Origin of the sequence: Bradyrhizobium barranii subsp. barranii (genome assembly GCF_017565645.3) — a bacterium.
Lineage (GTDB): Bacteria > Pseudomonadota > Alphaproteobacteria > Rhizobiales > Xanthobacteraceae > Bradyrhizobium > Bradyrhizobium barranii.
In genome coordinates this window covers 4,727,421-4,745,590 of record NZ_CP086136.1, presented here as the reverse complement: position 1 = coordinate 4,745,590, position 18,170 = coordinate 4,727,421, and the positions used below count along the sequence as shown (strand labels likewise).

The 18,170-nt window shown below is 62.1% G+C and carries 20 protein-coding genes and 1 pseudogene; 5 read left to right on the top strand and 16 right to left on the bottom strand.

Annotated elements, in window-relative coordinates:
• Window positions 1–29 precede the first annotated feature (29 nt).
• The 5 genes from J4G43_RS22430 to J4G43_RS22410 all read right to left on the bottom strand — a co-directional run bounded on the left by J4G43_RS22430 (window position 30) and on the right by J4G43_RS22410 (window position 3,912).
• Window positions 30–1,793 (bottom strand): relaxase/mobilization nuclease domain-containing protein, encoded by a 1,764-nt coding sequence (locus J4G43_RS22430; protein ID WP_208086333.1) that lies wholly within the window; start codon window positions 1,791–1,793, stop codon window positions 30–32.
• Window positions 1,790–2,047 carry a hypothetical protein gene (locus J4G43_RS22425; RefSeq protein WP_208086332.1) on the bottom strand — a complete coding sequence of 86 codons (258 nt, stop codon included), beginning with the start codon at window positions 2,045–2,047 and terminating at the stop codon, window positions 1,790–1,792. Before J4G43_RS22425 ends, J4G43_RS22430 begins: the two co-directional genes overlap by 4 nt.
• Window positions 2,040–2,759, bottom strand: a complete 720-nt coding sequence (locus tag J4G43_RS22420; RefSeq protein ID WP_208089386.1) for a lytic transglycosylase domain-containing protein — start codon at window positions 2,757–2,759, stop codon at window positions 2,040–2,042. The genes J4G43_RS22425 and J4G43_RS22420 overlap by 8 nt, the downstream gene beginning before the upstream one ends.
• Window positions 2,760–2,938: 179 nt before the next feature.
• Window positions 2,939–3,451 (bottom strand): S26 family signal peptidase, encoded by a 513-nt coding sequence (locus tag J4G43_RS22415; RefSeq protein ID WP_208086331.1) that lies wholly within the window; start codon window positions 3,449–3,451, stop codon window positions 2,939–2,941.
• Complete coding sequence (locus tag J4G43_RS22410) at window positions 3,448–3,912, bottom strand: DUF2840 domain-containing protein (protein WP_208086330.1); 465 nt, start codon at window positions 3,910–3,912, stop codon at window positions 3,448–3,450. The genes J4G43_RS22415 and J4G43_RS22410 overlap by 4 nt, the downstream gene beginning before the upstream one ends.
• 278 nt (window positions 3,913–4,190) lie before the next feature.
• Here J4G43_RS22410 and J4G43_RS22405 point away from each other — a divergent pair, with 278 nt between their 5' ends.
• The gene (locus J4G43_RS22405) at window positions 4,191–5,240 is read left to right on the top strand and encodes an IS110 family RNA-guided transposase (RefSeq protein WP_208086329.1); all 1,050 of its coding nucleotides are present in this window, start codon (window positions 4,191–4,193) and stop codon (window positions 5,238–5,240) included.
• 587 nt (window positions 5,241–5,827) lie between these two features.
• Here J4G43_RS22405 and J4G43_RS22400 read toward each other — a convergent pair.
• The 5 genes from J4G43_RS22400 to J4G43_RS22380 all read right to left on the bottom strand — a co-directional run bounded on the left by J4G43_RS22400 (window position 5,828) and on the right by J4G43_RS22380 (window position 8,358).
• Window positions 5,828–6,709 (bottom strand): replication initiator protein A, encoded by an 882-nt coding sequence (locus J4G43_RS22400; protein ID WP_208089385.1) that lies wholly within the window; start codon window positions 6,707–6,709, stop codon window positions 5,828–5,830.
• A 21-nt stretch (window positions 6,710–6,730) separates the two neighbouring features.
• A complete protein-coding gene (locus J4G43_RS22395; protein WP_050625973.1) occupies window positions 6,731–7,012 on the bottom strand; it encodes a helix-turn-helix transcriptional regulator in 282 nt (93 codons plus the stop codon).
• 134 nt (window positions 7,013–7,146) lie between these two features.
• Window positions 7,147–7,611: a DUF2285 domain-containing protein gene (locus tag J4G43_RS22390; RefSeq protein ID WP_225005031.1), complete on the bottom strand. Its 465-nt coding sequence runs from the start codon at window positions 7,609–7,611 to the stop codon at window positions 7,147–7,149.
• Window positions 7,612–7,726: 115 nt separating this feature from the next.
• Window positions 7,727–7,921, bottom strand: a complete 195-nt coding sequence (locus tag J4G43_RS22385) for a transcriptional regulator domain-containing protein (RefSeq protein WP_225005028.1) — start codon at window positions 7,919–7,921, stop codon at window positions 7,727–7,729.
• 164 nt (window positions 7,922–8,085) lie between these two features.
• Entirely contained in the window at window positions 8,086–8,358 is a 273-nt protein-coding gene (locus J4G43_RS22380) for a DUF2285 domain-containing protein (RefSeq protein WP_225005026.1), read from the bottom strand.
• Window positions 8,359–8,516: 158 nt separating this feature from the next.
• On the opposite strand from J4G43_RS22380, the gene J4G43_RS22375 reads away from it, so the two are divergent.
• Complete coding sequence (locus tag J4G43_RS22375) at window positions 8,517–8,768, top strand: helix-turn-helix domain-containing protein (protein ID WP_208086328.1); 252 nt, start codon at window positions 8,517–8,519, stop codon at window positions 8,766–8,768.
• A 184-nt stretch (window positions 8,769–8,952) separates the two neighbouring features.
• Here J4G43_RS22375 and J4G43_RS22370 read toward each other — a convergent pair whose 3' ends face one another.
• Window positions 8,953–10,143, bottom strand: a complete 1,191-nt coding sequence (locus J4G43_RS22370; protein WP_208089383.1) for a DUF932 domain-containing protein — start codon at window positions 10,141–10,143, stop codon at window positions 8,953–8,955.
• A 541-nt stretch (window positions 10,144–10,684) separates the two neighbouring features.
• Window positions 10,685–11,929: an IS110 family RNA-guided transposase gene (locus J4G43_RS22365; RefSeq protein WP_208086327.1), complete on the bottom strand. Its 1,245-nt coding sequence runs from the start codon at window positions 11,927–11,929 to the stop codon at window positions 10,685–10,687.
• Between the two features lie 850 nt (window positions 11,930–12,779).
• Here J4G43_RS22365 and J4G43_RS22360 point away from each other — a divergent pair.
• Window positions 12,780–13,043, top strand: a complete 264-nt coding sequence (locus J4G43_RS22360; protein ID WP_208086326.1) for a hypothetical protein — start codon at window positions 12,780–12,782, stop codon at window positions 13,041–13,043.
• 27 nt (window positions 13,044–13,070) lie between these two features.
• Here J4G43_RS22360 and J4G43_RS22355 read toward each other — a convergent pair whose 3' ends face one another.
• Together J4G43_RS22355 and ku are read right to left on the bottom strand one after the other, a co-directional pair.
• Window positions 13,071–13,685 (bottom strand): cell envelope biogenesis protein TolA, encoded by a 615-nt coding sequence (locus J4G43_RS22355; protein WP_208086325.1) that lies wholly within the window; start codon window positions 13,683–13,685, stop codon window positions 13,071–13,073.
• A gap of 170 nt (window positions 13,686–13,855) precedes the next feature.
• Window positions 13,856–14,788: a non-homologous end joining protein Ku gene (gene ku / locus J4G43_RS22350; RefSeq protein ID WP_208086324.1), complete on the bottom strand. Its 933-nt coding sequence runs from the start codon at window positions 14,786–14,788 to the stop codon at window positions 13,856–13,858.
• A 146-nt stretch (window positions 14,789–14,934) separates the two neighbouring features.
• On the opposite strand from ku, the gene J4G43_RS22345 reads away from it, so the two are divergent.
• Both J4G43_RS22345 and J4G43_RS22340 read left to right on the top strand, forming a co-directional pair.
• Complete coding sequence (locus J4G43_RS22345) at window positions 14,935–15,330, top strand: hypothetical protein (protein WP_208086323.1); 396 nt, start codon at window positions 14,935–14,937, stop codon at window positions 15,328–15,330.
• A 46-nt stretch (window positions 15,331–15,376) separates the two neighbouring features.
• Complete coding sequence (locus J4G43_RS22340) at window positions 15,377–15,775, top strand: hypothetical protein (protein ID WP_208086322.1); 399 nt, start codon at window positions 15,377–15,379, stop codon at window positions 15,773–15,775.
• Here the strand turns inward: J4G43_RS22340 and istB are convergent.
• Both istB and istA read right to left on the bottom strand, forming a co-directional pair.
• A complete protein-coding gene (gene istB, locus J4G43_RS22335; RefSeq protein ID WP_208083951.1) occupies window positions 15,722–16,585 on the bottom strand; it encodes an IS21-like element helper ATPase IstB in 864 nt (287 codons plus the stop codon). The two genes, J4G43_RS22340 and istB, sit on opposite strands and share 54 nt — an antisense overlap.
• Window positions 16,545–18,084: pseudogene (gene istA / locus J4G43_RS22330) on the bottom strand (IS21 family transposase). The gene istB and the pseudogene istA overlap by 41 nt, the downstream one beginning before the upstream one ends.
• Between the last annotated feature and the right edge of the window lie 86 nt (window positions 18,085–18,170).

The window sequence follows — 18,170 nt, the reverse complement described above, 5'->3', positions numbered from 1 at the left end:
CGTGATTAGGCGTTGTGTAAACGACGAAGCTACAAGCCCAGGTCTCGTTTGCGACCAATGGCCCACTCGATGCCGCCACCCTCCTTGGTGACGCCGGCGACGTGCTGGCCGAGTTTCTTCTCGATCTCGCGCGACCAGGGCACGAGTTGGAAGCCGAGGCCGTTGTCGATCATGGCGAAGCGACCGGAGGCGAGCGTCAGGCGTTGACGATAGGTGCCGCTCACATGCTCGCCGGTCGCGGCCTTTATGTGCGTCAACCCCGTCTTGGCTGATAGTTTTGCACCCACCGCGTCCAGTTCGCGTCGACGCAAGGTGTTCAAGAGATCGCGCTGCATGATGACGCGCTGACCCTGCCGCCTGGCGAGCCCCTCGCTTGCGAGATGTTCGGCACGGGCCTGCATGGCGTCGCGCGTTTCGCGACCAAACCCACCCATGGAGAGCGGCATCGGATCGCTCTCAACGAGGCGATGGTCGATCCAGGTCGCGCCGGGAGCGGTGACCTGCTGGTTGAGGTCGAAATCGCTGCGGTTGGCGAGCACCAACGTCGGGTGCCGATCGTCCGGCCCCCCAAAGCGGCGGACCTCGACGATCCCTCCGATCGGCGGGGCGTGCTCGAATGCCTCGATGCCGCGGAAGCGAACGTGGTGGGCGCGTCCGTCTGTGCCGTCGATCACGGCATAAGCCTCGCCGGTCAGTTCGTCATGGAGTCCCCTGTCGACCAACCGGCCGATGATCGGCGAATCCGGCTTCTCACCATCGATCATATAGTCGGCGACGCCGCGTGCCTCCCCGCGGTCGGTGAAGACGCGGTGCATAGTCTTGATGACGTCGCCGCGCATGCCGAGGTCGCGGAGATTGCGCTCAGCCTCCAGCCCGACCATCCATTCGCCGGAGCCGGCAGGCGCAGCGAGGCCCATCTTCTCCAAGTGTTGGAGCCGTCCAATCATCAAACGACGGATTTCAGGGTCGGCTGCGCCGGGATTCTCGGGGCGTAGGTCGATGGCGCCGGTTTCATCGGCGGCCATGCGGATCTCGACGTCGAGCCGCGTCCAGCGTTCGGCCGCGATCTCCTTTTCCAGGGCATTGCGAATCTCGTGCTCGGGCTTCGGGCCAAGCTCGATCGAGACCAATTCCTCGGCGCGCGAGCGCAAGCCTCGGCTGATGTAATCTCGTGAGATCACGAGGTCGGCGCCGGTCTGATCGACACCCCGCACGAGCAGATGGACATGCGGATTGTCCGTGTTCCAGTGATCGACGGCGACCCAATCGAGCCGAGTGCCGAGATCGACTTCCATTTGCCTGGCAAGATCGCGCGTGAAGGCTCTGAGATCGGTCATCTCAGCGGCGTCCTCGGGCGAGACGATGAACCGGAAATGATGCCGGTCGTCCTTGCAGCGATCCGCGAAGGCTGCGTCGTCAGTGCGGTCACTGCCGGCATCGAACATCACCGCCTTCTCGCTGTTGCGGGTGACGCCGTCGCGCTTGAGGTACGAGAGCTGGGCGGCCAGCGGCGCGGAACGGAAGGAACGTCCCTGATGACGAACAACACGCGCCTTCACCACCACGCGCCGCGCCGGACTGAACAGGCGGCTACGGCTAAAACTGATCCGGCCGCGCCCGAAGGTCGAGCGCCCGTAGCTCGAGGAACGCTTACCCGTAGCCGCATGCGAAGGGCTGTGACCGGACTTCTTCGCCGCGCGCAGCACCTGGTTGATGAAGCTCTTTGGCTTTGGCGCTCGCGTACCGCGGATGCGGCCAGGCCGGATGCGCAAATCGCTGTCGCCTACGCTCACGGCAACGGCTCCTCGGCCATGAAATCGCGGACCGTGCCGAAAACATTGTTGAATTCATTGCTGAAAGCATCAAGCGCGGCACGCGCCACGACCGACCGGCACGGCCGAACCCAAGCCATTCCAATGGCTTGTGGTTCGACGGGCGAGCCGCTTTTATCTCGCCGTCCTGCTGTCGTGTTTCCCCACTGCTCTCCCCATTCCGCCCATTCTTCTCCAGAGCACGCCAACGCATGCGAGTTTGCGCATTCAGTCATTGCGGGCCCCCGCATCAGATCTCGCGACGAACAACCCTGTTGCCTGTGGCACAATGGCCGAGATGTCGTGAACGGAGGCAGCCGTCGGAGCCTGGTTCAGTGGACGCCCAGGCCGGAGCCGGGCAGCGGTCTTTGAACTTTGAGACCGCACAACGAAGAGCGTGGCTGCTGATGGCTGCAGACTCGCGACTGCGCTGGGCGCTGCAATTTCACTGCCGATGATTGGCACTAGCTTCTGCAAATAGGCTTGGGTCTCTGCTGGCAATGGACGGCCGGCAAGATGCTCTTCGTAACGAGCAGGCCCCGCGTTGTAGGCTGCAAGCAAGCCCGGCGCACCGTAGCGGTCGCGCAGTTCGCACAGGTACGCGGTACCCGCAAGAATGTTGTCATGGGGATTGTAGGGATCGTTGCCGAGGTCGTACCGCAGACGTAGCTCTGCCCACGTCCCTGGCATGATCTGCATCAGCCCCATGGCGCCTTTCGGTGACCTGGCGCGCGCATCTCCGGCGCTTTCGACGTTTATGACTGCGCGTATCCAGCGCACCGGAACGCCGAAGCGACGCGAGGCGTCTTCGATGAAATCTGCAAATGGATCGCTAGTCGCATACGTTGCGGCAGGGTCCGTGGGCGGCGTCTCGGCGACAACAGCAACGTTACTCACGATCAGCCCAACGAACAACGCTACGACTGCGCGCAGGCTCCTCTCGAACAAGCGCAAGCATGCCGCCGTGCTCTCGCCCGTCCAGGGTAAAGCTGCTTCGCGCCGGCCTTTCGGCCGCCCTGGACCGCCGCTGCGCGCGACGGCTGCGCAATCGTTGGTCGGGACGGAGGAATGGTGCAGCACGCGGCCAAACAGAGGAATCGCCAGCCGGAAACTCAGTACGCGCACGATCAATCCTCCCAGGTCCACACTGGCAGCGCACGGCCAATGACGGCCGATGCTGGCAAAAACCCGAAATAGCGGCCATCCAGCGAGTTGGTGGACTGCCAGTTCATGACAAAGAGATCGCCCTCGCCGACGACGCGGCAACCCTGCCATCTCGGCAGCGGTCGACCACGGCCATCGCGATCTCTGGCCTCGCCCATTTCGATGGCGTCAACCGAAATGGTGAGCCCGCTTCGGCAAACGGTCTGCGCGGGAAGCGCCAGCACGCGTTTGAGCATCGGCAGCCCGGCCGGCAGATAGCCGTTCAGGTCGAGGAATGTCGCGAGCGGCTCCGGTGGCTGTACAGCAAGGAGTTCCGTAACGAATAGTTTGTCCGCCGGCTGCACACGGTAGAGCCCGATCGGTACGCTCTCGGATGCATTCCAGATGTAGGCCGGCGCAATCTCCAGAACGATTGGAGCGATAAGTGCGACGGCACCGCAGAGCATCGTGGTCAACGTCTTGAGCCGCGGTGTCATCGCATGACCCTCTGCCGGTGAAGCCATGCCTGGTGGCGGGCTCTCGTGTAGGGGCGCGGGTTTTCGTTGACGGACAGACGATTATGAATGTGATGCCAATGATCGGGAGCGACGTCGGCGGGATCAATGCCGAGCGCTTCGATGGCGTCGACCATCTGCAGCACCCGTTCGACTTTTGGCCAACCGGAGAGGCTCAGCAAAATCTCCCCGCCGGGCTTCACATACGGCACGGTCGAGCAGCGCTGTCCCGGTGCGACCGCGCGCAAGATGTCAATTCGCGAGATGATCGTGCCAAAGTCGTTGGAGGTCCATCGGACGAAGGCAAAGATGCTGCCTGGCGCGAATGACAAGACGCGTCGGTGACGATCGATCTTCTTCTCCTCAGCGAGGCGCCCGAACCGAATACGGTTTTCAATCCGCTTCTCGAGCCACAACACTTCCACTTCGGTGAGGTCGCTCATGCTGCCGATCTCTGAAGCTGGGACCGGGAGTCGTGAGCTTTGCGGTCGGTGAAGTACGGGTACGGCTTCTGATGGGAAGCAGGACTGACGGCCCGCCGTTGCCACTCGCCCCCAATGCGGCTTGTGGTCTGGTCCGTTAGAAGAAATCCGAAGGATTTCTGGTTAGCCGGGGTACCGACTTTTGCCCCCTCGCCGGCCGCGTTGCGGCGATGATGCCTCGCAGCGATTCGCGAACGGGGCGCGCGGTGCGGTCCGGCGGTCGGCGGTGGAGGCGAACGATGGACTTCTATGCAGGGCTCGACGTGTCGCTGGAGGCGACAAACATTTGCGTGGTGGACGGCGACGGCAAGGTCGTCCGGGAAGGGAAACTCGAGACCGATCCGGACGCAATCGAGCTGTTTTTGGCGGAATGGGGCATTCACCTCCGGCGCGTCGGCCTGGAGGCCTTTTCCTATAGCGCCTGGTTGTACACGGCGCTCGCCGACAAGGGCCTCCCCGTGTTTTGCATCGAGACCCGGCACGCCAAGGCGGCGCTGAACGCCATGCTGAACAAGACCGACCGGAATGACGCCAAGGGCATCGCCCAGATGATGCGGACCGGCTGGTTCCGCGCGATCCATGTCAAGTCGGAGAGCGCACAGACGTTGCGGGCGCTGCTGGTCGGGCGCAAGGCGCTGCTCGGCAAGGTGCTGGACATGGAGAACATGATCCGCGGCCTGTTGCGGCCGTTCGGCCTTAAGGTCGGCGAGATCTCGGTCGGCCGTTTTGATGCGCGGGTGCGCGAGATCATGGCCGGGAAGACGGAGCTGGAGGCCATCGTCACGCCGTTGCTGGACGCTAGAAGCGCGATGCGGCTGCAGCTGGCAAAACTGCACCGCTTGGCCCTGACGGCAGCGCGCAGCGACAGCGCGGTTAGACGGATGATGACCGTGCCCGGTGTGGGCGCATCGGTGGCGCTGACATTCCGCGCCACCGTCGACGATCCGGCGCGATTCAGGAAGTCGACCAATGTCGGCGCCCATTTCGGGCTGACGCCACGACGTTACCAGTCCGGACAAACCGACCGGATCGGCAGCATCTCCAAATGCGGCGATGAGCTGACGCGGACGATGCTGTACGAGGCGGCGATCGCGATCCTGACACGGATCCATAAGAATTTTAAGCTGCGGCTGTGGGGCCTGCGGCTGGCCAGGAAGAAGGGTCTGAAGCGCGCCGCGACGGCCGTGGCGCGCGCGCTCGCCGTGCTGCTGCACAAGATCTGGATCGATGGCACGACCTTCCGGTTTGGCGCCGGCGGCAAGCGCGGCCGGGTCGCTGCGGCGATGTAAGGGCCTCCGCGACCCGGCCGCTTCCACGCGCGCCTTCTCCTTCCGCCACGGCGGAGCGGCGTCTCCCGAGGAGACGGGGTTTTGGGTGAGATCGCAACTTCTCTTGCCGGCGGCTTCATGCACACTTTTGAAGCCAACAAGCACGGCGCTGGTTAGCCTGACCGCCCATTCTCCAGATTCCGGCATGTGGTGGCCGTCGTGCCAACCACGGACGTTAGCGAGTTCTCCTCGACGAGCGAGCTGCCGCAAGGGAAAGCCACGAGTGTAATGCGGTGACGACGATGCTGGTGATCGCGTGGTTTTGCGCGCGATCGCGTCCGTGCGCGTGCATTGGCGACAAGAATCGCATTGCAGGAAGGATTTCCGCGTGAGAGAGTAGATGCATGAGGCATCCTCGTTGCGCGCGCGGCCTACTTGTTCACAACGCACTGATTCACAACAAGAAGTTAGTGTCAGTACGTTAGTAAAGTTAGAGGGGCTAGAAAACGAGGAGAAGCAAGCTCTTAAGCTCGATTTCGGTCCTCGATAGCACGAGGATTGGGTCCCCGATAGCACGAGGGTTGCGGTCCTCGATAGCACGAGCTGATTCACAGATTGTCCTCCGAATTTGGAATGAGACCGCGCCGGCGCAGACGTGCCGTTAAGGGATCAACAGGCGTAGGCGCGAAGTTCAGTCGCTCGGCGCCGTTCGGATCGCGCGTGAGCACGAGCTGATAGCCAGGCAATGTCTGGCGCTGAACGATCTGACGTACGTCGTAAGCAAAGTGCTTGAGCGGAGAAAGGATGCCGGACTTGGCATGGAGGTGCACAAGATCAAAACTCCAACCGCCGTCCTGCCGACCGCCGTGCTTACGCACAAGACGATAAAGCCAGCGCTCAAGCCCGCCCGTCAGATCGAAATAAGCGCGATCAATCGTCAGCACGAGCGCGTCATCGATTACGCCCGCGTAGAACCAGTCCGGCAGGATCAGCTCGAGGCCAAATGGGCGACCATTTGCATCGGCCGTCTCCTTCCACTCGTTGATCCAGGAGAAGCGATGCCGTCGCCGCTCTGCCGGCTGGCGGATCGATGTCAGCACGGTCGTTGACTGAAGTCTGTCGAGACCCGCCTTCAGTCGGTCATAGTCCCTCGCGCTGGTGCCGCGGCCGACAAACGTCAGAATCTCGTAAGGCGTTGCAGCCATCAGGCGCGACGTCTTCAAGCCGGCGTCACGAGCTTCGACGATCTGGGAAGCAGCCCAGATCAGAACGTCTGCATCCCAGATGGTTGCCATGCCGTGTTCCGGCACGGCTTCGACACGAATTGCGATCGCACCGGTACGGAAATCGATCGGCACGATGCGCTTTGTTTTTGCCAGCGAGAAGAACGGATAAGCCATCAGATCCTGTGCGTCGCGGGGCGCTAGATCGCCGGGTAGCGCCCGAAAGAGCTCAAGCTGGTCGCGCTCGGAATGGTGTTTGCGCCGCATGGTCACTGCCTCACGCGCCGATCAGCGACGTTCCTGGCCCGCATAGGGGCGCAGGGTCGGATGCTTCTTGGCAGGCAAGACCGTCCCCTTGCCGGGATCGGACGTCGACGTTTTGGCGCCGAGATCGGCCCAAGCTTTCAGATCATCCAGTGCATAGACCACACGACCGCCGATCTTCCGATACGTCGGCCCGGTGCCGTACGTGCGGTGCTTCTCGAGCGTGCGACCGGAAAGGCCAAGATAGCGCGCGGCCTCCGGTGTACGCAGGAAGCGCGGGGGTAGTCCGGCCATCGGATCGGGCATTTGGGAGCTCCAAGGTGACAGCGCGCTGCGGATGGCGGCGCCGGCGTGAGTGCGGTCATCATGGAGAAGCGCGATATCGGATGGGGATGCCGAAGATTGAGGGGGCGATTTTCGATACCCCCAAGCCGAGGGCGCTATTCGTCTCTACGCCCGGGTCGCAGAAGTCGGCGATAACCGCCGTGCACCAGTGCGAGGCCGGTTTGCACCAGACGGACGGTTCGATTGCGCAGATCGTGAGTTTTCCAGGCTCGATCTGGGATGCGTTTCTTGCCGAACAGCGCTTCTGCGATGGCGCGATATGTGCTGCCATCGCTCTGTGCATCGAGCGCGCGAATAGCTTCACTCAACCGCTCGCGCCTTTGCTTTGACAGATCGCGAAACGCAGGGCCTGCCGTGCGCCCCTTTATTGCGCGCCATAACCGTCGTGCCGCGTACGCGCGTTCGTCGAAGTCGCCGTCGAACGGTAACTCGGCGACGTAGTGGGCCCCTACTTCCAGCGGCGCTTTGAACCAGACGCGATGTTCCACCGCACCGATGCGCAGCACAGCATGCCAGCCGTCAGCAGCGCGGCGGACCTGGCCAGTGGCGAGATCAAGCACCGGCCGAGACGCTGCGCCACTGCTGACGGGCGACACGGTCACTGCGACCGGGACGACGGACGACAGAACCTCCGGCGCCCAGAAGATCGTCTGTTCGTCGAAGGACCTCTGCGGGTCATGGGCGAAAGCAGATGCCCCATCTCCTCCTAAACTCGGGGGTTACTTCGCCATCCGGGCTGTTCTTGATCGTCTCTTCATAGTCGCGTCGGTAATCCGGGTTTCGACGAAGGAACTCCCAGGCGACATCGATAACATCGGCATCTTGAAGGCTCTTGTAGGACTCTGACGACCGCCAGTCGAATTTAGGCATTGCTTTCGCCCCATTGCACGCAGCTAACAAGGATTGCGGCGCAATAGTTCTAATCGATTGGGTTGCAGGAAGTCCCTAGTTTGGCACCACGTGGTGCTTCCGGATGACCACGTGTCGGCTGAAGGAAACGATTTTCAATAGACGTTCCGGTCGATAAAGCTTTTCTAGTTTGAGCTAGTACCACGCAAGAGACGTCCTTGCTCGCTGGCCCACTTAGCGCGCGCGAGGTGACTCTGGTATGCATTCCGCGCACGATCCGGCTCACGCACCGGGTCAATCTTAAGCACGAGCTGAGCGACTTCTCTCCAGTCAGCGCCCTCACCCTCTGCCTGCAGAAGTCGCATATACGTCACAACATGCTGCTCGTCATACGGCGTCAGCTTCGGATCCGAGGGGGCAACGTCCGCAATGTCGGGATCGAGCGGCGGCTTCTTCATGGCTTCCAATCCACTTACAACAATTCTAGACGCTTGGCCGCCAGAGTGGTGAACGCGTCCAAATTTAGCCGCATTCCATTGACGGTGCCAGCACGCGATAGTTGAATACATATTATAGGAGATAAACCTCATAGTATGTAAAGCCGCAACTTGCGCCGATGGACATGCGCAAGTTGGTCGGTCGGAATTTCGCAAGACTGCGGAAGCAGAAGCGCTTCACGCAGGAAAAATTCGCCGAAGCGTCCGGCTTTACCCAACAATATGTCAGTGACCTGGAGCGTGGCCGCCGCAATCCAACTGTTGTAACACTGTTTGAACTGGCAAGCACTTTAGGCGTCAGTCACGTCGACCTCGTCCTGCCAGACGAAGAGGCACGAAGCGAGCGATCAAAACCTGCAAAGCGGAAATGATCGGGTGCGAAGCCAATTTTGAACAATCGTAGACTGTGACTTTCGCGAGCCGGGCCGAAGGCCCGGCGAGCGTCGGACGCGGGCAGCGTCACCGCCGCCGATCCGGTAAGCCGGATCGGCGGCGGCGCATAGGCCTGGCGCAGCAAGGCCGCGCAACCGGCGCCCGGTTACGCTGCCCGTGTCTTCAGATGGCGCGCTCCATCAAGCGCTTTGCTTTGCCCTCTAGCTCAAGACGTGTGTCCTGATGAGCCTTGCCGCGGGCAAAGGCGGTGATGCCCTGCACGAAATCAAAGATGCTCTCCGGCTTGCGATCTTCTTCACCTAGAACTGTTTCGATGATTTTCGCGGTCTCGGATTTGGAAAACCCATTCTTGCGAAGGAAGGTCTCCCGGTCTTCGTCCGTCCGCGCAACGATCCGCTCCCGCGCGGCCTTGATTCCCGCAACGAATGGCGCGGGCGAGGAATTGGCAAAGCTGATCAGTGCCGGTGCGGCTTCATGCGCGAAACGTTGCGCCGCAAATTTGGAATGCCGGATCGTGATCTCCTCGAAATTCTCGACGCCCCAAAGATTGCGGTTCATGCAGACGGCCCGGAGGTAGAAGCTCGCAATGCCTAGCGTCTTGCTGCCGACCTCGCTGTTCCAGCAGTAAAATCCCCGAAAATACAAATCCGGAGATCCGTCCGGCAGTCGCCCCGCCTCGATCGGGTTGGTATCGTCGACCAGAAACAGGAACACGTCGCGGTCACTGGCGTAAAGCGTCGTTGTGTCCTTGGTCACGTCCACAAAGGGATTGTGGGTCATCGTTGACCAATCCAGCACACCCGGCACCTTCCACCGGGTATCGCCTGTGCCGTTGCCTGCGATCTTCATCACGGCGGCGACGAGTTCATGATCCCAGATGCGGCCATAGTCCGGCCCGGTGACGGCACGAAGCTCGACCCTCCCGTTATCGGCCTCGAGGGTTTTCACGAGCTCGGCGCGGTGCGAGAGCAGACCATGTTGCAGGTTGATGCCTGACAGCGCCGCAGGAAGTTGCCGCAGATAGGAGGTCGGCGCGCCGACCAGCGTGCACAACTGGCCAAAGCTCCAATGGGTGGGCGCCACTGGCTCGTCACGTCCGGGTACCGTCAAGGCCAGTCGCTCGGAATTGGTGCTGTTGGCCTCTACCCGGATGGCCCGGCTTTCCACCGTCCGCGCCTGCGCGCGCTCGGCGCGACCGCGTACGGCGTCATAGAGGTCAGGCAGGTTCAAATAACGTTCGTCATCCGGTCGCGAGAACCATTCCGACGACACACGGCCAATTCGTTGGCCACGCGATACATCCACACGAAAGGCGCCGGAAGCCGACTGTTGGCCTTGCGATAAAGTCATCATGTTCATGGTCGTTTCTCCAATGGGCTGAGGTTGAAGCGCAGCGCTGCGCTGCAACCCTGCCCGTCGGCGAGACCTGGGGTAGCAAGGGCAAGGGCGGCAGGACCGCAGGGGACTCCCCACCTTTTGCAAGAGCCATTTTCTCGCAAGTTCGGCCAAACATTTGCAGCTTCCCGTTCTCACCTTTTGGGCAGGGTGAAGAGCGCAACATCGCGCTCGAAGCCCTGCCTCGCGGCGAGCAGCGGGTGTGCAAGCGGAGCGAGTGCCTTCGCGGGGAACCGGCTGCAGGGAGCGTGGATATCTGTCGCCGATCGCGTCAGTGAGAAGCGACCGAAGCTGGGCGGAAAGCACTCCGCAGCGCGCTGAGGGCGGAGCCCTAAGCCTTCGCCGCGCGAGCGCAGCGACGCGCAAAACAACGCCGGCACGGCGACAACACTCATAAGTGCCATCGCTCGCTGATGTGAAGAACGACTGGTTACATCCGGGCCTGTCGTCGTCGCGACGCTACGCAATTTGGAAGCTTCGCGTCTCGCCGACGGCAGGATCAGGCCGCCGCGGACTGCGGCGGTCGGCCGTTGTCGAAGAGTTCGCCGGTCCTGAGCATGGCACAAGCAACGCCAATCAACCTGCTGCCGATTGATCGGAGCGCGCGGGCATGGGAATGTCCACGCTTGCGTAAGGCGGCATATCGATTGCGTGTTTGGAAGTCATGCAGCACCGCAACGCGTGCCCAATGATAGACAGCGGTCCTCAGACGGTGCGGACAAGACTGCCTCATGACCACGACAATTTGCTTACCGCTGCGTCTCGTGACGGGCACGACGCCCGATAATCCCCGAAGCGCCTGAGCGTCTCGACGAACGATCGCATCGTGTCCTTCGGACAGAAGTGCCGCGAGGACGATCGTTCCGATTCCAGGCATCGACCGCAAGATCTTGGGATCGGCGTGAGGCGCGATGCCGGTCGCTGATGGAAGTTCGGCCACCGCCGAACACAGGCGCTCGAGTTCCTTCATGGCGAGCTTCATCTGCTGCATAACCAGCCGCAGACGGCCTAGAATGAGCTCGCAATGCGCCACGCAGGCTTCCGTGACACCGGATGCAACAGATATCGGTGTGCTGCGGAGATGATTGAGCAAGGTGTCCGCAGTCCACCTCTTTACCCTGCTCTCCTTAAGGCGCCTTGCGATCGTCGACATCCTCACGGCCCGCGCCCTTGCCGGTGTGGGGATCAGATCCCAAAGATCCAAAATCCACTGCTGCGACCAGTCTTCCGCGAGCTCGAGCATTTGCGGGAAATAGCGCCAGAGCTGATGACGAAAGCGGTTGGCCAGGCGATTGCGTTCGGCGGACAAGTCCTCCATCATGCGCGACCACTCACGTAGCTGAATGATCGTCGGATGCACTGGCTCCAGGAATCGATAGAAACGGCTATCGGTCCGCAGAGCATCAGCGAGCACGAAAGCGTCGAGCCGATCATCCTTGGCGCCTGCCATGGTGAAGCGATCTCGAAATCGATCAAGCTGCTTTGGATTTAGCGCATGAACCAGGAAACCCGAATCCATCAGGCTCTCGACGACGGGCCCGTGCGGGACCTCGATGCCAATCGCGATCCGGCCTGGCTCGGCACCCGTCGTGCGCTGAATCCAGTCTGCCAGTTCAGCCAACCCGTCACCGCTATGTTGGAACGAACGATGGCCGAGTTTTGCTCCTTGGGCATCCAAAGCGTAAGCGTAGTGTGTCGCCGATGCCCAATCGACACCCACGTAGGCAGCTATGTCTTCATTCATTCCCTTCCCTCCTTCGCAGTCGGGCAGCTGCGATCTTCGCCGGCCCTGTTCTGGCGCTCAAAGGCGCAACTCCCCACGGGGCGTCGAACGCAGCTCATCCGTCGGGGCACTCGTCCCCTCTGGGCGCTCACGGCGCAGGATCGCCAGGTGGCTCCCAACGAATCAGCCCGTAGGCCAACGATAGCCCCGTGAGGAGCATTTTGATTGGAACAGGGATCGCCCGCCCGGAGAGGGCCGCTCGAAGAGCGGGTCTGCACAAGCGCGTGCCAGGATTTCCGGTGTTGAGAATCTGAGAAAGCGCGGAAGACCGGGGAGACCGCTCGGGTCGGCGCCGGCATCGGCCGGCGCTTCACCCTGGCGCGCGCGAGGGGCGGAGCCCCTTAGATCTAGAAGAGGGGCATGTTGGCTCGTGCAGGCCGTGCCCGGCAGAGAAAAAGGCACCCGCAGGAGGGTCAGCATAGCGCCGACGCGTAGCGGCGGGACCCGGGACCGAGTGCAGTCGCGAGACCGGTTAAGAAGGCACCCGAACGCGGGACAGTGATAGCGACGCCGTCATGCAATGACGGCGGGGCCCGCGAGCGAGTGCCTCCGGCGAGCGACACATTATTCTGCGCGAGGGATCGAAGCCGCACGGCCGAGACGCTACGCGGCTCGGTTCACGAGAGCCCGGTCCGGCATCTGCCGGACGCGCACAAACGGAAATGAAGCGCTGGGGGCTTTGGTTTTCCTCACGGCTTCGCGGGCGGTAGCACTCCAAACCCTGAGTTCCTGCCATTGCGAATCCCAGCCATGTGTTAGCAGCCGGAACGAATGACGGACAAAACGATTCGCCGTATCAGGAGCTATTCCTATGCTGATGACAAGTGAACGAAGACCGGCGATACGGACGATGCGCGGATGGGCGATTGACGTGCTCCAGGAAGCTGGCGCCATCCGCGAGTGCGAGGAGCACGGCTGGATGCAGGACCGCGCCGATCCGCATGCAATGGAGCGGGCCTTCGATATCGCCCGCCTAGACCCGCCCGCAGGCGTCTCCCCTGATGCAGCGGCGGCCGAGGTTCGCGACGTGCTGAACTCGATCGGTGATACCTGCCCAGAATGCCCTCCTGATTAGAAGGCCCGGCGCCGAGCATGACGGAAGCTAACCCCGCGCGCGCCGCAGCGTCGCTTCCAATCGTTCCTTCTCCTTATCCCAGCGGGCTTTTTCGACTTGCGATCTCTTCTCGAGAGCCTCGACCTCGGCCTCGATGACGGCGGCCCGCTTCGCGTGCTCTTGCTCAGCCTTGTCCAGCGCAGCCTGCGCCTTGTCGACCGCCTGCTGACGGCGTTCACGATCCTTCTGCCTGGCAGTCTCTTCCTTCGCCTGTTCAAGCTGCCGCCGCTTCTGCTCCTTTTCGAAAGCGAGAGCGGCCTTTCGTTCGGCAGCCTTGTCGACGGGGCGAGAGGAAGGTTTCTTCGGCTTTGGCCCTTTCGACTTACGGGCGGCTTTCGTTGGTCCGCCGCCGGCAAGATCGGTGGGCAGCTCGGCATGTTCGCTGAAAGGTCGGTCGGTGCCAACCGGGCGCCTGAGAACAACGCCGGGCTTTGCCATGGTTGCGGCGATGACGTCCGGATCGTGGCTCTCCTTCGCCGCGCCCTGATGGAAGAGATTGCTGTCGGCGCCCCACGCTTCCAGAGCCGCTTTCATGGACGGAGCGGCGATCGCCAGATCGAAGAAGCCCAGCGAAGTCTGGTAGGTCTTCAGTTTTCTCGCCATGAGACGCTTCCCCGCACCGACCTCCTAACTGCTGCCATGCGATCAGCCGTGCTGTCTAGCTCGGGAGCAGAGAATTCCAAAGCGGGCGAACAGAGCGGCCGGTCCGGGAAATATCTCGACGCATCCGGCATGTCGGAGCAAGCTTCCCGTGAGCCCACCACAAGGATACCTTAAGCCGACTTCCGCTGCGGTTTGGCCGCCGGCTTCCTTGCCACGGCCTCCTTGGCCGGTTTCTTACCGGCAATCGGCATCAGCATTTCCTTCTGCCCGGCCGACGCTTTGCGCGCCTTCTTGGCTGGCTTCTTCGGCACCTCTGTCGCTGCCGCCTTTTCGGCGCCAATGCTCTTGCGCAGTGCGTCCATCAGATCAACCACGTTCTCGCCGCGGGGACGCGCTTTCGCCGTGATGGGTTTGCCGGCGCGCTTCTGGTTGATGAGATCGATGAGGGCGGTTTCGTACTGGTCTTCGAACTTGTCCGGCTCGAAGTGGCCCGCCTTCTGATTGACGATGTGCCTGGCGAGATCGAGCATGTCCTTGGTGACTTTGACGTCCTGAATATCGTCGAAATATTCGTCCGCGGAACGCACTTCGTAAGGATAGCGCAGCAGCGTCCCCATCAGGCCCTTGTCCATGGGCTCGAGGGCGATGATGTGCTCACGGTTGGTCAGCACCACCCGTCCGATGGCGACCTTGTTCATCTCACGGATGGTTTCGCGGACGACGGCGAAGGCGTCGTGGCCGACCTTTCCGTCCGGCACCAGGTAGTAAGGACGGATCAGATATCGCGGATCGATCTCGCTGCGGTCGACGAACTCGTCGATCTCGATGGTTCGCGTCGATTCCAGCGCAACGTTCTCGAGCTCCTCCTTCGTCACCTCAATGAAGGTGTCGGTGTCGACCTTGTAGCCCTTGACGATGTCCTCATTGGCAACCTCCTCGCCGGTGTCGGCATCGACCTTGGCGTATTTGATCCGGTGGCCTGTCTTCCGGTTGAGCTGGTTGAACGAGACCTTTTCGGAATCGGAGGTGGCCGGATACAGCGCGACCGGACAGGTGACGAGCGAAAGGCGCAGGAAGCCTTTCCAGTTAGCGCGGGGGGCCATGGCGAGGAAAACTCCGATACTGATGCCGGATTCAAGACGATCTGCCGGCCTTGGTTCCGACATCGCGGCCTGCCCAACGGGATGATTTTTTCTCAGAGGCCACTTGGTCGGACTCGACTTTTGTTCACTTTATGTTCTAATTCGGAATGACCGACCGACCCGCGAGCTGGCGCATGCCGACCCCGAATCAGATGGAGAAACTGGCCGCTGAAGCCGCCCGGAGGCCGGCGCTCCCCGCTGCCGCTCCAGATGCGCCGCTCCCGGCCGAATACTGGGAATCTGTTCTCAAAGACCCACGCGCCGAGGCGACCGAGGCCCAGATGCGGCAGCGACGCCTTTCGGAAATGCAGCGCCACGTCCTGCGCATCACCTGCCGCCGCTGCGAGCGAACTGTGGAAATCCAGACTGCCGATGCAGTCCGATTGTATGGCGGCAACGCGGTCTGGAAGGACGTCGCGCAGCGGCTGCTCGACAACACCTGCCAGCAGCGCACCGGCAGGCATGAAGAAGACGGGTGCTGGCCGGCGTTCGAGACGCCGTAGCCCGCTCTGGATCGCCAATCCGATCTTTTAGCGCCTGGATGTCCGGATGGCCCCGAAGTATCACCCTACGCCCCTGTCGGGCGGCGACCGAAAGGCTCTGGCGAAAGAGCTCGGCAAGGCGCGGGCCATGGCCAACATCCTGGCTACCCGATCGGCGGAAACGCGCGCGAAGGGGGAGGCGCTCATCCAGCAGGCCGACAAGCTGCTATGCGAAAGCTGGAACGAACGCATGTGGTCAGACGGAGAACCGATTGATCCGTCCCCGACGATCGATCAAGCGGTGAATGGCGGCTTCCCTTGGCTGGAGATCCAGTGCGCACGCTGCAAGACGCCGAGCGACGTTGACCTCGCGGCGATGAAGCATCCGCCGACCACCTTCGTGCACGATCTGTCAATCGGCGTTGGACTGGGACCCCCGATCGGCGTCCAAAGGGGACCCCTTTGATCGGCGAGTCTTGATGGTAGCGCTCGCGGCGTCGGAGCTGGCCGGGGTTGCGGAGACGGCGCGAGCGCGGGTTGTTTGATCGTCGTCGCGGCTTTTAAAGCGCCAGCTGTCGTTACCGGTCTCGACGATGTCGCAGTGATGAGTCAGCCGGTCGAGCAGCGCGGTCGTCATCTTGGCATCGCCGAACACGCTCGGCCACTCGCCGAATGCCAGATTGGTGGTGACGAGGACGGAGGCGCGCTCATAAAGCCGGCTGACGAGGTGGAAGAGAAGCTGACCGCCGGACTGGGCAAAGGGCAAATATCCGAGCTCGTCCAGGACAATGAAGTCCATGCGGGTTAGGTGCTCGGCAAGCCGGCCCTGTCGCCCGTTGCGGGTCTCGGTCTCGAGGCGGTTGACGAGGTCGACCACGTTATAGAAGCGGCCACGGGCGCCGGATCGGATGCAGCTTCGCGCGATAGCGATGGCCAGATGGGTCTTGCCGGTGCCCGTTCCACCGACCAGGACGACGTTGCGTTGCTGGGCGATGAAGCCGCCGCCGGCGAGATCATTGACAAGCGTCTGGTTGATCGGCGTGGCGTCGAACTGGAAGTCTGCGATGTCCTTTGCAAGCGGCAACTTGGCGATGGTGAGCTGGTATTTGATCGAGCGGGCCTGCTTCTCGTTGATCTCGGCGGAGAGCAGATCGCCGACGATGCGCTGGGGTTCGTGCTGGCGTTTGACGGCGGTCGCCATGATCTCGTCGAAGGCGGCCTTCATGCCGTAGAGCTTAAGCTCGCCCATGAGATCGAAGATTTGGGTTCGTTCCATCAGTTTGTCCTCCGGAGGTTGTCGTAGCGGGCACAATCGGCGATCGGCGCATGGCGAAGCGTCAAGGCGGCCGGCGTCATGATGTTGGCCGGTGGGGCAGGTTCACGTTGACGAGCCAGGATGTTGAGCACGACATCGGCGGAATGAACGCCATGAGCGACCGCCTCGGCGCAGGCGGCTTCCACCGCGGGCAATCCGTCTGTCAGCACCGCATTGAGGATATCGACCATCTGTCGATTGCCATCGTCGGCACCGGCGAGTTTGCGCCGTACACGCTCAATCGCTGCGGGCAGCACCCAGTCCTTGAAGGGAGCGCCATTACGCAAGGCACCGGGCTTGCGCACAAGCACGGGCACATAGTGCCAAGGGTCGTAGACCGTCTCGCCGCGACCGAATGATCGCGGATGTTCGGCAACGACCCGGCCGTCCTGGCGGATCACGATGCGGTCCGCATAAGCCTGGACCTCAATGGGCCGCCCGACCGCGCTTGCCGCAACCGAGTACTTGTTGTTGTCGAAGCGCACCAGGCAGGTCTTGGAGACCGAGGCCGGGACGGCATGGAAGCCATCGAACCGACCTGCATAAGGCACGAGATTGGGTCGCTCGGCCTCGAAGATCTCCCAGACAGTCCGGTCGGCGAACTCTGGATGCCGATGCGCCTTGGCGTAGGCGATACATTTATCGAGCAACCAGGCGTTCAGCTCGTCCAATGTCTTGAAGCGCAGTCGCGGGGTGAAAAAGCGTTCGCGGACCAACCCGACCTGGTTCTCGACCTGTCCCTTCTCCCAGCCCGACGCTGGCGTGCAGGCAACCGGATCGACCAGATAATGGCTACACATCTGCAGGAAGCGCTGATTGTAGAGGCGGCCTTTGCCGACAAAGATCGTCTCCACCGCCGTCTTCATGTTGTCGTAGATGCCGCGCCGGCAAGTCCCCTTGAACAGTGCGAACGCCCGGTCGTGGGCGTCAAACACCATCTCCTGCGTCTCGCGCGGATAGGCCCGAACAAACAGCATCCGACTGTGGCAAAGCCGGACATGCGCCGCCTTCACGACCACCGTGGTTCCGCTCAACAGGACGACTTCGTGGCTCCAATCAAACTGGTAGGCTTCGCCGGGCGCAAAGCTCAACGGCACATAAGCTGAGGTCGTCGAGGCGCCACGCTCTCGGCTCCACCGCCGCGCATAGCGACGAACCGCGTCGTAGCCGCCGGCATATCCGAGGCCGCGAAGCTCTTCGAACAAGCGAATCAGCGTCAGCCGTTCGCGCGTCGTCTTGCTCTCGTTCGCCGCCAGCAACCGGTCAAGCTCGGCACTCCACGGGCCCATCTTCGGAAGCGGCTGCGTCTCTCGCTCGTACCGGAACTCCGTCGCCTCCGAGCGGATGACCTTGCGGACCACCTTGCGCGATACGCCAAGCTCCCGGCAGATCGCCTTGATCGGCTGACCATGAACAAAATAAGCGCGACGGATCTTCGCAATCGTCTCCACCACCAGCATCCCAACCTCGGCTTCCATGACTTGATGGAAGCCACTGTGGACCCTTGTCCCGGGGTCCCGATTGGATGCCGATTACCCCGAATACG